The organism is Pasteurella skyensis, assembly GCF_013377295.1.
Lineage (GTDB): Bacteria > Pseudomonadota > Gammaproteobacteria > Enterobacterales > Pasteurellaceae > Phocoenobacter > Phocoenobacter skyensis.
Map to the genome: position 1 here is coordinate 1,326,191 of NZ_CP016180.1, position 14,082 is coordinate 1,340,272.

9 protein-coding genes are annotated in these 14,082 nt (G+C 34.6%); 6 read left to right on the top strand and 3 right to left on the bottom strand.

What is annotated here, in order from left to right:
- The first annotated feature begins 44 nt into the window (after positions 1 to 44).
- Genes tamB through cydC form a run of 3 tightly spaced genes read left to right on the top strand, consistent with a single transcriptional unit; the run spans position 45 to position 7,460 of the window.
- Positions 45 to 3,965 carry an autotransporter assembly complex protein TamB gene (tamB, locus tag A6B44_RS06425; RefSeq protein ID WP_090919362.1) on the top strand — a complete coding sequence of 1,307 codons (3,921 nt, stop codon included), beginning with the start codon at positions 45 to 47 and terminating at the stop codon, positions 3,963 to 3,965.
- Between the two features lie 47 nt (positions 3,966 to 4,012).
- Positions 4,013 to 5,773 carry a heme ABC transporter permease/ATP-binding protein CydD gene (gene cydD, locus A6B44_RS06430; RefSeq protein WP_090919357.1) on the top strand — a complete coding sequence of 587 codons (1,761 nt, stop codon included), beginning with the start codon at positions 4,013 to 4,015 and terminating at the stop codon, positions 5,771 to 5,773.
- Between the two features lies 1 nt (position 5,774).
- Entirely contained in the window at positions 5,775 to 7,460 is a 1,686-nt protein-coding gene (gene cydC, locus A6B44_RS06435; protein WP_090919354.1) for a heme ABC transporter ATP-binding protein/permease CydC, read from the top strand.
- 29 nt (positions 7,461 to 7,489) lie between these two features.
- Here the strand turns inward: cydC and A6B44_RS06440 are convergent, their stop codons facing one another.
- Positions 7,490 to 8,305, bottom strand: a complete 816-nt coding sequence (locus A6B44_RS06440) for a divergent polysaccharide deacetylase family protein (protein WP_090919652.1) — start codon at positions 8,303 to 8,305, stop codon at positions 7,490 to 7,492.
- 53 nt (positions 8,306 to 8,358) lie between these two features.
- Positions 8,359 to 9,519 (bottom strand): murein hydrolase activator EnvC, encoded by a 1,161-nt coding sequence (gene envC, locus A6B44_RS06445; RefSeq protein WP_218061406.1) that lies wholly within the window; start codon positions 9,517 to 9,519, stop codon positions 8,359 to 8,361.
- Positions 9,520 to 9,711: 192 nt separating this feature from the next.
- On the opposite strand from envC, the gene A6B44_RS06450 reads away from it, so the two are divergent.
- From A6B44_RS06450 to A6B44_RS06460, 3 genes are all read left to right on the top strand, one after another.
- A complete protein-coding gene (locus tag A6B44_RS06450) occupies positions 9,712 to 10,395 on the top strand; it encodes a 2,3-diphosphoglycerate-dependent phosphoglycerate mutase (protein ID WP_090919351.1) in 684 nt (227 codons plus the stop codon).
- 323 nt (positions 10,396 to 10,718) lie between these two features.
- Positions 10,719 to 11,789: a bifunctional peptide-methionine (S)-S-oxide reductase MsrA/peptide-methionine (R)-S-oxide reductase MsrB gene (msrAB, locus tag A6B44_RS06455; protein WP_090919348.1), complete on the top strand. Its 1,071-nt coding sequence runs from the start codon at positions 10,719 to 10,721 to the stop codon at positions 11,787 to 11,789.
- 98 nt (positions 11,790 to 11,887) lie between these two features.
- Positions 11,888 to 12,373: a redoxin family protein gene (locus A6B44_RS06460; protein WP_090919345.1), complete on the top strand. Its 486-nt coding sequence runs from the start codon at positions 11,888 to 11,890 to the stop codon at positions 12,371 to 12,373.
- Positions 12,374 to 13,061: 688 nt separating this feature from the next.
- Here A6B44_RS06460 and htpX read toward each other — a convergent pair.
- A complete protein-coding gene (gene htpX / locus A6B44_RS06465; protein WP_090919342.1) occupies positions 13,062 to 13,901 on the bottom strand; it encodes a protease HtpX in 840 nt (279 codons plus the stop codon).
- Positions 13,902 to 14,082 lie beyond the last annotated feature (181 nt).

Here is a 14,082-nt window from a genome sequence, read left to right on the forward strand (position 1 = left end):
AAAAACAGAGCCCAAAGATACTCAATTAGACAAAATAAAATACAATGAAGAACATAGCAGAAACAGAACAAACGACAACAAAGATAAAATCACAGAATAAGCATAAATGGCGCTGGCTTTATTATATTACTGGCACTGTAGTTGCTTTGTTGATTAGTCTTGTCGTTTTTTTAGCAACGGGCTATGGACAACGTTCTATTATTCATCTTGCTGATAAATATCTCGATGAGTTATCTGTTGAAAGTGTTTCTGGTAGTTTACAAGACGGACTGGATCTTAAAAATACTCGTTTTAATATGAAAGGGGTCAATGTTAGCCTTGAAGATGCTCGTTTGCATATTAAGATGGGATGTATTTTAAAAGGCAAACTGTGTGTTGACAATGTTGCATTAAAAAATTCACAAATTAATATTGATACTTCGCAATTTACAAATAAGGATCAGCCAAAACATTCGCCAACACCATTTAAACTACCTATTGCGATCTCCGCCAATAAATTATCGGTCGACAATTTACAATTAAATATTGATGAAACATCCATCTCTTTACAAAAACTACACTCAGGTATTCAAGGAGAAGGTAAACATTTACAACTTGATCCAACTGAAATTCATCACCTAGAGATCATATTACCTCCACAAGCGGTCACTTCCGATGAAAAAAATGCAAATTCTTCAAAAAATGTAACCGCTACAAAACGTCATCGTGTAGATTGGACTGCCATTAAAGAAAGGCTTAGCCAACCATTATTAACATCACCAAAAGATTTAATACTGCCTTTTAATTTGGCTATTCCTCAATTAAGTGCACAACATATTGTGATCAAACAAAAGTTAAAAACAGGAACACCACTTTCTACCAAACCTATATTGACCATTTCTTCACTTTTAATAGAAAAAGGCGAATTAAAAGATCAAAAAATACAATTAGCCAAATTGGCTGTTTTAAGTGATAAAGGCAATATTACTGGTTCAGCAATGTTAGATGTCATAGATAATTTACCTCTTGAGGGAAATTTTAATGCTGAATTACCATTATTTAAACATTTAAAAATCCCAGCTTCCAATGCACAACTAAAACTTTCTGGAGAACTCTTAGGATTAACCCAATTAGATCTTTCCACGCAAGGGGCTGTTAATGCGCATTTGAATGGAGAAGTAAAACTGGCTGAAGCGAAAACGCCTTTTAAACTCACTTTAACAAGCGGTAAAGTTCACTATCCATTTATACCTGAAAAAAATCAAAAAGTATTAACCTTAAAAGATATCGATCTTTCTCTCTCTGGTAATCTATTAGATTATAAATTAAATACTAAAGTTAATGCTTCTGGAATGGGATTGCCAAAAAGTGCTTTAAATATTATAGGAGAAGGAGGCTTAACTCATTTCAATATTAAAAAATTAGATCTCAATGCCCTTGATGGAAAAACACAACTATCTGGTAATATCGATTGGGAAAATGGTATTGAATGGCAATCTAAAGCAAACTTAACCAATGTAAATACACGCTCTTTACTACCTGAATGGAAAGCAATACTATCAGGCGATCTTCAATCTACTGGCTATATCGGACGTGGTGACACTGGTGATGAGTGGGCGGTAGATCTTAGTCAACTTGATTTGAAAGGAACCCTCTTTCATAAAACTCTCCAACTAAAAGGAAAGCTCACCGCCAATAATCAAACATTGCTTAACGTCGAAAATACACGCCTTATTTATGGTAATAACACCATTATAATGCAAGGTATTATTGGTGATAAATCAAACTTTAATGCAGATATAAAAGCCCCTAATTTAAAAGGACTAGTTCCTCATTTAAGTGCTAGCATTAATGGAAAAGTAAATTTAAACGGAGATATTGCTAAGCCTAATTTAGATATGGATATTACTGCCAATAACGTCCACTACCAAGATTTAAGCTTACAGCATCTGACCGCCAAAGGTATGGTGTCAACCGATAAACAAATTAAAGGTGATATAAAAGTCAATCTTTCTCAACTCGCCTATGGGGATATTAAAGTACAAAAAGCTCATTTAACTGCTACTGGCAATGAAAAAAATCATACCCTAAAACTGATCTCTTCTGGTGAACCTGTTGCAGCAAATTTGCAAATTTCTGGAAAATTTGACCGCTTGTTAGAAAAATGGACGGGGCAATTAAGCAACGCCACACTACAATCCCCTATTGGTGAATGGAAAAACAATAAAAATATTCATATTAGCTATAACAATAAAAAAATTGAAGCCGATATTTCGGCTCATTGCTGGAAAAATCCGAATGCCTCTACGTGCTTTCCTACTGCTTTTAAAGCAGGAAAAACAGGCAAAGTACCTTTTGATATACAACAACTTAATCTTGCACTCTTAAAACCATTTTTAAATAAAAAAACGCAACTAGATGGACTCGTTAATCTTAAAGGTCACGCGGAGTGGGCTAAGAATAAAGCTCCACAACTGGATTTAGACGCTTACTCCGATACAATCAAATTCAAACAAAAAATTGATTATCGTACATTCCCACTTACCCTAGAACCCGTTAAACTCACGGCAAAATTAATTAATAATAATTTAAAATTAAATTCATCGGTTCAAATCCAAAATAATGGTCAATTAGTCAGTGAATTAATATTGTCCGATATTACACATAAAAGAGCACTGTCTGGTTCTCTACAAATTAAAAATATTGATATGACATTACTCAAGCCACTGATTTCAAAAAGTGAAAAGGTCAATGGAAATATTAATGCGAATTTGAAGATCGGTGGAACGGCAACAGCACCATTACTAAATGGGGATTTAAACATCACTCAACTGAAAGCTCAAGCTTATACTATGCCATTTGATGTCACTGATGGTGCATTAAATATTAAATTCAATGGTACAAATTCTACTCTAACAGGGCATATTCAAGCTCCTGATGGCAAATTAACACTTACTGGTGATGCAAATTGGCAAGATCTAAAGGCGTGGCATACTCACATCAAAGCACAAGGTAAAAACTTTCGCTTAAAAATACCTAATATAGCAAAATTAAATATTAGCCCTAATATTGAAGTAACCGCTACACCTCAGAAATTAATATTAGGTGGTGATATAGATATTCCTTGGGCAAGAATTGACGTGGAAGAACTACCAAAAAACACGGTAAGTGTGAGTAGCGATGAAGTAATTATGGATGGTTCAGCAAAGAAAAAACGCAACCTTCTTAAAACGCTACCAAAAGCAAATAAAAATAATAATATGGCTATCGAGGCTAATATCAATATCCGTATTGCAGAAGATAACGTCAAACTTTCCGCCTATGGATTAAAAACACAATTATATGGTTTAATCAAAGTCTCTCAAGGTGAAAGAGGGCTGGGACTTTATGGACAAATATATCTGAAAAAAGGAACTTATGCTTCTTTTGGACAAAATCTTATCATACGTAAAGGCAGTATTATTTTCTCTGGTATCCCTTCTCAACCAAGACTAAATATTGAAGCAATCCGTAACCCTGAAGCTATTGAAGACAGCAGTGTGACAGCAGGTATTCGAGTAACAGGATCGGAGAACTCTCCAAAAGTAACCGTGTTTGGTGAACCAGCTATGCCTAAAGCACAAGCGCTCTCCTATATATTAACAGGAAGAGGTTTAGAAAATAGTAGTGAAACAGGGTCTCAAAACTCTATAGCCGCAGCTGCAATTGGATTAGGTCTCTCACAAAGTAGCAAGATAGTGGGTAATGTAGGAGATACATTAGGTATTCACGATCTTAGCCTTACAACCGCAGGAATTGGAGATAACACCAAAGTAGTGATCAGTGGTAATTTAAACTCAAGATTTAAAATAAAATATGGAAAAGGACTTTTTGCGTCTTTAACTGAATTAACATTACGTTATCGCCTTGCTCCACAACTTTATTTGCAGTGGATTTCGAGTATCAATCAAACGGTTGATTTAATGTATAAGTTTGAGTTTGATTAATTTTTTTATTAAAAGCATAATATGTGCTTTTTATTATAGGTTTTATAATGGATAAACAACGCCAAAAGCAACTAAAAAAGTGGTTAAATCAACAACAGTCTGTAATAAAAAAATGGGTATACATTAACGTACTGCTCGGATTCACTATGGGTTTATTCGTTATTGTTCAAATGGCTATTCTTGCATTTATATTGCATAATTTAATCAGTGAAAAACAGCTTCCTCCTCATTTTTATACTCTATTAGTTATACTAATTTGTTGCTTTATAGTAAAAGCTCTCTTAGTTTGGCTACGTGAACGAGTTGGCTTTAAAGCAGGTTCTCAACTAAGGATACACTTACGCAAACAAATTATTGCCAAACTCAATGACGTTGGACCTATGACAACATCACAAAGACCAACAGGTAGTTGGGCAAGCTTAATGTTAGAACAGGTTGAAAATTTACATAATTTTTATGCTCGCTATCTACCTCAGCAATTTATCGCAGTATTAATTCCTATTGCCATACTTTGTGTTGTCTTTTCTTTAAACTGGGCTGCTGGGATCATTTTATTTGCAACCTTACCTCTTCTTCCCCTATTTATGGCTCTAGCAGGTATGAAAGCCGCAGAAGCAAACCAACGCCATATTGGGATATTATCTCGTTTAAGTGGACAATTCCTTGATCGCCTGAAAGGTTTAGATACCATTCGTTTATTTGGACAAGGTAAGCAACAAACTAAACAAATTTATCAAAGTACTGAGGATTTTCGAATTAGTACAATGGATGTGTTAAAACTGGCTTTCCTCTCCTCTGCAGTATTAGAATTTTTTACTGCTATCTCTATTGCAGTAACCGCTGTTTATTTTGGTTTTACTTACTTAGGACAGCTTCATTTTGGAGGTTATGGCACTACCGTTAGCTTATTTATCGGATTTTTCTGTTTAATGCTTGCTCCAGAATTTTACCAGCCATTGCGTGAACTTGGTACTTACTATCACGATAAAGCAACCGCTATTGGTGCTGCCGATAGTATTGAAACCTTTCTAAATACTGATGTTATAACACAACAATATGGCTCAAAATTACTCAATAGCAATGATGATATTCATATCAAAGTGAAAGATTGTGTTATTCTCTCTCCACAAGGAACAGCTCTCACTCAATCACTTACATTTGAAATTAAGCCCAAACAGCATATCGCTATTGTAGGACAAAGTGGTGCAGGAAAAACCTCCTTAATGAATATGTTTCTTGGTTTTCTACCTTATAAAGGCTCAGTAACCATCAATGGTATTGAATTAAAAGAAATAGATATTGGTGACTGGCGTAATCAGCTGGCTTGGGTAGGACAAAATCCACAATTAATGCAAGGTTCTCTCAAAGAAAATATTGTACTGGGTAATACTCATATTAGTAAAGCACAACTTAATGATGCTCTCACTCTTTCCAAAGCAGACGAATTTGTCAATCAGTTAGGTTTAGATCATCAAATTAAAGAAAACAGCATTGGACTGTCAGGAGGGCAAGCACAACGTATTGCCATCGCTAGAGCCATACTGCGCCCTGCCAAATTATTACTCTTAGATGAGCCAACGGCTAGCTTAGATGGACAATCAGAACAACACGTATTACAAGCTTTACAGTATTTAAGTGAACAACACACCACCCTAATGATTACCCATCGAGTAGAGGATCTAAAACAGTGTGATACTATTTTGGTAATGAAAAAAGGGGAAATCATACAACAAGGTTTATTTACAGAATTAGAAAATCAAGGTTACTTTAGCCAATTGATCCACGCTCAAATTATAGATAAGGAATAATATGCGATCACTTTTTCCCTTTCTTGCTCTTTTACACACTCATACGGCACGCCTTGCTTTAGGTGTTATTTTAGCCATCACAAGTTTGAGTGCTAGTATTGGCTTACTCAGTTTATCTGGTTGGTTTCTTGCTGCTTCTTCTCTTGTTGGCTCAGTGATTTTCTTTAATTTCTTTTACCCTTCATCTGGGGTAAGAGGACTCGCTATTGGACGAACAGTATCTCGCTATTTTGAGCGTATCGTATCCCACGATGCTACTTTTAGAGTATTAGCCACCTTAAGAATGAGTGTTTTCAAAAAACTTATTCCACTGAGCCCTGCTGAACTTAATCAATACCGAAACAGTGAATTACTCAATATTATGGTTGCTGATGTCGATACTCTCGATACCCTCTACCTAAATTTAATTTCGCCTTTTATCAGTGCCATTGCAGTCATTTTATTTATGGGTTTTGGATTATGGTTTATCTCACCACTCTTTACCTTTATTATTTGTGGCTCTTTATTGACATTGTTACTCATATTTCCAACCGTTTTTTATCACTTAGGAAAAAAAACAGGACAAACCATTATTCAATCTCGAAGTACTTATCGTTCACAATTTGTAGAATGGATTCAGCTACAATCTGAATTTCTATTATTTGGCGTACAACAACAAGCCACTGAAAAATTACAACAAACAGAACAGCAGTGGTTCAATAGCCAGTCACAACAAGGCAAACTGGGTGGCTTATCCAATGCACTACTGATTGCTCTCAATGGTATTTTAGTTACTTTAGTCGTATTGCTTTCTGCTACTATTATTCAATTACCCAATATTGATAATGCGGGAGCCTTAATCGCACTTGTTGTATTTTGTACCCTTGCCTCTTTAGAGATTCTCACTCCTATAGGCGCTGCTTTTTTACATTTAGGACAAGTGATTACTGCTGCGCAACGTTTAACAAATATTACAAACCAAACTGCAATTGCATGTGGTCACCAAGAATGGAATGAAACACATTTTTTGCAAAAAGATGATCGAAAGTCACCGCTTATTCAATTTGAAAAAATTCAATTTAGCTACTCTACACAACAAAACCTATTCAATGCTCTCTCTTTTGAGGTTTACAAAGGTGAAAAAGTAGCTATTTTAGGTGCAACAGGTAGTGGAAAAACTACCTTATTTCAACTACTAAACCGTAACTATGCGCCAACAAGCGGTCACATTACATTAAATAATTGCAAAATTGAAGAATACAGTGAAAATGCTTTACGCCAAAATATGATCACCTTAAATCAAAAAGTACACATCTTCAGTAGTACATTACGAGATAACTTACTGATTGCTAATCAAAAAGCATCTGATGAAGTACTTTGTAATCAACTCAATAAAGTCGGACTGTCTCACTTAATTGAACAAAAAGAAGGATTGGACTTATGGCTTGGTGATGGTGGTCGCCCTCTTTCTGGTGGCGAGCAACGTCGTTTAGGTTTAGCACGAGTACTGCTCCACCCTGCGCAAATTATATTACTAGACGAACCAACAGAGGGGTTAGATCGTGAAACGGAGCAACAAATATTAAATTTAATACTTGAACAATGCCGAGATAAAACAATATTAATGATTACTCACAGATTAAGCCAACTTTCTCGTTTTGATCGTATTTATCATCTTGACAATGGCACTATAACATACTCATTATAAAGTTTATTTTATAATGAGTAGTGTATGTACTATTCTTTCGGTACACCTCTTAACAAAGGTACAAAACGAGATGTACTTTGTGAAGTTTGCGAATTAATATTAAAAAAGAGATTTAAAGGTTTCTCTGTTAAAATTTTCTCCTGTCTCCATAAATGTCCGATATTGACCAACTGTATATCTTTTGGCAAATTTCTTAACTTCTGCTTTAATACTTGAATACTATGTGTACGAGGGTGAGCAATTAATATTGCTACCCCTTTTTTACGGGCATACCGAATCGCATAATTAAATTGATGTTGTAGATCTGATAACTTATTACTGTTATCTAAAAATACATTTCTTACTAATGTGGGAATATTAAACTCCTTAGCAATATCTGCGGCAACACTTGAACCAATTGTTTTACTATCCAGAAAAAATAATTTATTTTCTGATAACACTTCCATTAAGTAACGCATTGATGTTTCATCTTTGGTTGCAGCACTACCCATATGATTATTTAAACCAATTGCATAAGGAATTCCCTCTTTGGCACTAATAACCAAGTCTTTAATTTTCTCTTTGGACATTCCCACTCGCAACATTTTTTCACCTTTGGAAATTGATGAATTAAGGGGTTGCATAGGCAAATGAATTAAAATATCTCTTTGCTGTTGAAATGCTAGCTCTGCTCTTGATATAGCATAAGGAGAAGAAGGAATAATGGAAACAGAAATCTCTTTTGGCAAATTATAAATAGCAAGATCATTTTGGCGATAACCAATATCATCAATCACAATGGCTAACTTACCCGCTTGCACCATAGAACTACTTCCTATCAGAATAGGAAGCACAAATTTTGCCATTAATCGTTTATATTTTATTATATATTTATTGTTATTATTCATTTTATCCAAAACTATTTTACCCAACGTAACGGATTCTTTGCGAGTCCTTTATAAGTAATACCAAAATATAGACCTGATTGATTCTGTCCTCCAGAGCTCCCTACTTTTGCAATCACTTCACCAGCTTTTACTCTGTCTCCTTTTTGAACCAAAACCGTACTATTATAACCATAAATAGAAGTAAAATCTTTACCGTGATCAATAAAAACTACATTACCATACCCTTGTAACCAATCGGATAAAATAACCCTTCCAGCAGCAATAGCCTTGACATTCTTACCCGTAGCAGCGCTGATCACAACACCTTTCCAACTTTGTTCTGGATTAAAATATTGTATGATTCTACCACGCACTGGCTTAGCATATTGTTTCCTTGCAGAACCTAAACCATTACCTGCTCGAACTTGTTGAATTTCAGCTTGAGTCAGTTTTCCCTTCCCTTGTTGTTCTTTCTTTGCCTCTAACTTAGCAAGTTCTTGATTTTCCTGATTTCTTGCATCACGTCTTGCTTTCGCAATTTTATCCTGTAATGCTTTTGCATTTCGTTTTAAACGTACTAATTGAGTTTTATCCTTTTCAATCATTTTATTAATTGATGAAATGGTTTTTGCTCTCTGTGAAGTAACTTGTTGTAACTCCTTTTCTTGCACTTGTTGTGCTGATAATTGCGTTAATTTCGTTTTCTGTTGTGCTTCTAGAAGCTCTTGCTGTTGTGTTAATTTATTTTGTGTTTTTCGAATATCTTGAATCAAATCAATCCGAGCTTGATTCATATGTTGATAATATTTCGACATTCTATCTGCCTCTTTGGCATTTTTTGAGAGCAATTTTTCAATCACTGAGGGATGAATACCAGATCGATAAGCAGAATCTAATTGCTCTCTAAGAAGTTCTTTTTGTGCTTTTTCTTGTTTTTGAAGCTGAACAATTTGTTTTTCGGTTTTTTTAATACTATGACGTATCTGCTCTAATGCATCTTGTGTTTTTTGTAATTGTTTAATCACAACATTCATTTTAAGCTCTTGCTTTTTTAACTTTGCCTGTAAAGCATTACGTTGCTTACGTTGTTGATATATTTTATCTTGCTGTTTTCTAATTTTTTGTTTAATTTGAGACAATTCATTCCCCATCACTGGCTGAACAGTCACTACACAAAAACAAAGAGAAAGCATTAATACTCTACATAAAAAGGAAAACTTCACAAAAAAACCTTAATCTTCTCAAAAAAGAGACTATTTTAATCTGTTATTTGAGAAAAATCAGCTTTTCTCTCATAATTCTCACTTTATATTTTAAAAAATAGGTATTTTTGTTGTAAAATAGCGAAGTTTTTAATTTAAATATAAACAATATAGGAGTCCTCAATGGAATTAGTATTTATTCGTCACGGTCTAAGTGAATGGAACCAATTAAACCTTTTTACTGGTTGGCACGATGTGAATTTAGCAGAAAAAGGAATTGAAGAAGCAAAAGAAGCAGGTCGTAAATTAAAAGCGGCAGGTTTTGAGTTTGATATTGCTTTCACCTCTGTTTTAAAACGTGCAATTAAAACTTGTAATTATGTTTTAGAAGAATCTGATCAATTATTTGTACCACAAGTAAAATCTTGGCGTTTAAATGAACGTCACTATGGTGAGCTTCAAGGTTTAAACAAAAAAGAAACTGCTGAAAAATACGGTGAAGAGCAAGTACACATCTGGCGTCGTTCTTATGATACTTTACCACCATTACAAGACCGTAATGATCCAAATTCAGCACATAATGACCGTCGCTATAACCATCTTCCAAGTGATGTTATTCCTGATGGTGAAAACTTAAAAGTGACATTAGAGCGTGTTCTACCATTCTGGGAAGATCAAATTGCACCAGCAATTATCTCAGGCAAACGTGTATTAGTTGCTGCTCACGGTAATTCGTTACGTGCTTTAGCAAAACATATTGAAGGCATCTCTGATGAAGATATTATGGACTTAGAAATCCCTACTGGTCAGCCTTTAGTTTATACTTTAGATAAAGACTTAAAAGTAGTAAGTAAACGCTATCTTTAATCTATACCTATAATACATAAGAGCAGATTTTAATCTGCTCTTTTTTTATCTTTTCACTATAATTGCACAAACTTTAATATTTGCTCTCGAATGTCGCTTACATACTGATCTGAAACAACCTCGCTTATCGTATTTTCTACAACCATTTTATTTTTAAAAAATGGTTAAGATTCCACCAATTCCTCGACTCATCTTATAGAGAAAAGTAATTTTCACTTAAAATTATGTTTTAAACGAGTATCTTATGTTATAAATAGCATATCAAAACACAATTTAATCATTTATAAAAAACAATATAACCTTCATTGGAAAAAGGAAAATAAATGAAAATTTTAAAATTAGCTCTATTTTTTACTGTAGCAATTTTTGCAAATCCAACTATTGCTAAGGATGTTAATCTTATAAGGAGTACAAATATGACAGAAAACACAAATACTCAAACTCAAGAAGAAATTAAAGAGATCTACTTAGCTGGTGGCTGTTTTTGGGGTATTGAAGCCTATATGGAAAAAATATATGGTGTTAAAAATGCAACATCAGGCTATGCCAATGGCAAAACAGAAGACACAAACTATCAGATACTTTCTCAAACAGATCATGCAGAGACCGTACAAGTCACTTATGATGCAAACAAAATCTCACTAGACAAGTTACTACAGTACTATTTTAGAGTCATAGATCCAACCAGTATCAATAAACAAGGAGAAGATCGTGGTCGACAATATCGTACAGGGATCTATTTCTTAGATCATAAAGATAAGGAGATAATTCTAAATGCTATCAAGCAGCAACAACAAAAATATGAAGAGAAGATCCAAGTTGAGATCGAACCGCTAAAACACTACATTTTAGCAGAAGAGTATCATCAGGATTATTTAATGAAAAATCCAAATGGGTATTGCCATATTGATTTGAACAAAGCAGATAATGTTATTATTGATCCTACGGATTATCCAAAACCAAGTGATGCGGAACTCAAAGAAAAATTAACACCACTACAATACAGTGTGACTCAAAAGAAAAATACCGAACATTCATTTAGTAATGAATATTGGGATAATTTTGAAGCAGGTATTTATGTTGATGTAACAACTGGTGAACCCTTATTTTCTTCAGCTGATAAATATGATTCAGGTTGTGGCTGGCCGAGTTTTACAAAACCAATTAATAAAGAAGTTGTCAATTATGATGATGATAAAAGCTTTAATATGGTAAGAACTGAAGTATTAAGCCGCAGTGGTCAAGCTCATCTAGGACACGTTTTTGATGATGGTCCTAAGGATAAAGGGGGCTTACGTTATTGTATTAACAGTGCTTCAATTAAATTTATTCCTTTAAATCAAATGGAAAAACAAGGTTATGGTTATTTAATTAATCTAGTACAAGGCAAATAAAATGATTGAACAACAATTAGTGATCAAGAGTGTTTTTAGCAGGTTTAATTCCATATTTATCTCCTTGTATTTTTATGTAATAAATTAAGGTTTAAAAAATGAAAAAATATTTTTCTCTATTATTATTGGTTTTATCCTTTAATTTATATGCTGAAACGAATTTAGCAAATACCCCCCTTAAGGATCTTAATGGCAATCAAGTAACTCTTGAACAATATAAGGGTAAAAGCGTATATATAAAAATGTGGGCATCTTGGTGTTCCATTTGCTTAGCAGGGCTAGACGAAATTGATCAGTTAAGTGCCGATCCTAATAAGGATTATGAAGTGATCACTATTGTTTCACCAGATTATCGTGGTGAAAAAGAAACTGCTAAATTTATCAAATGGTACAAAGGCTTAAACTACCAAAACATCACCGTTTTGTTAGATGAAAATGCGAAAATAGTCAAAGAGGCAAAAGTCAGAGGTTATCCGTCTAGCGTGTTTGTAGATCAAAATCTCAATATCCAAAAAGTGATTGCAGGTCATTTAACAATATCTCAAATCGATGAGTCAATTAAAAAGTTTGCAAAAAGTCACTAGAGATCAATTTGCAAATTTTTACTACAATCTACCCGCTATGTTTCTTTGAACCACAAAACGAACCAAACACCAATCACTGAGCTTGTCGAAGTGTTAGGTGTTTGAGCTCGGAAGTTGTTCAGTGAACGCTTCTCGACCCTTCGATATTTCGACAAGCTCAATAACCTAGCTCAGGGAACCAAAGCGGGGAAATATCGAAATGGGACATCGAAGCGAGGGATATCGATCACGGAACTAGCCAAACACCGATCACTGAGCCTGTCGAAGTGTTAGGTGTTTGTGCTCGGAGTTGTTCGGTGAACGCTTCTCGACCCTTTGACAGGCTCAGGGAGCCGAAGCGGGAATATCGATCACGGAGGTCAGTCAAGAACGGAGACATAGTATGATTATTGATCTAATTTGTAAATTTCTATTGAAATGTGACCGCTATGATTATGTCTTATGATGCTTTGTGGAGATTTTTATATCGAGCAGCGGGAGGATATACGCAAACAAGTTTGCTAATCCTCCCCTACGGTCGATCTTTTTAACTTTTTGATTTATAAATGGTTTTGTAGGGGAGGATTTAATGAGCAAAGCGAGTGGAATATCCTCTCGTAAGCTAGATTAAAATCACAAAACCAATCAAACACCGATCACTGAGCTCTGTAGCCGAGAACGAAAACACTCCATAAAACACCGCTAGATATTACAAACTTCTCAATGCCTCAATACGTTTTTCCAATGGAGGATGGCTACTAAAAATTGCCTTACTTTTCATATTGATCATAAAGGCTGATAATGATCCTTGCATTTCCTGTGGTTCATTAATAGATTGTAAACGTTGTAATGCTGCGATCATTTTTTCTTTACCGACTAAACTCGCTGAACCTGCATCTGCTCGGAATTCACGGTAACGAGAAAACCACATTGCAATCATACTGGCCAAAATACCTAACGCAAACTCTAACACCATTGAAACCAAAAAATACATTCCTGAACGGCTTTGACCATTTTCTCCTCGAGAAATTGCACTCGCAATAATTCTGGAAATAAAAATAACAAAAGTATTCAAAACACCCTGTAATAACGTCATTGTCACCATATCACCATTCGCAATATGCGAGACCTCGTGAGCAATAACAGCCTCTGCTTCATCTTGAGTCATTGTATTCAATAAACCTGTACTCACTGCAACAAGAGAGTTACTTTTAGTTGCACCTGTTGCAAATGCATTCACATCAGAAGAATGATAAATTGCGACATCTGCCATAGGAATACCAGCCTGTTGGGTTTGACGTTGTACTGTTTCCATCAACCACTGCTCTGCATTATTACGAGGTGTTGTAATGATTTCCGCACCCACTGAACGTAATGCCATTTTTTTAGATAAAAATAAGGAGATCAAAGAGCCTGAAAAACCAAATAATGCCGCCATCAGTAATAAACCAGATAAGCTACTGCGCTCAATACCTGTTAAACTTAAAATAATTCCTAAAACGATCATTACACCAATATTGGTCGCAAGGAATAAAAACATTCTCATCATAAATAACACTCCAACTTAATTAAAAATAAACAATAAAGTAATCTAACCCCTAATATGGGGGTGCATTTTATTATTTCAATAAATTCATAAAAAATTAACAAATCACTCTATTCTATAACATTTAAAGAAATCCGACCACATCATAAAAATACAGAAAAAAAGGGATTATTACACCTAAGTC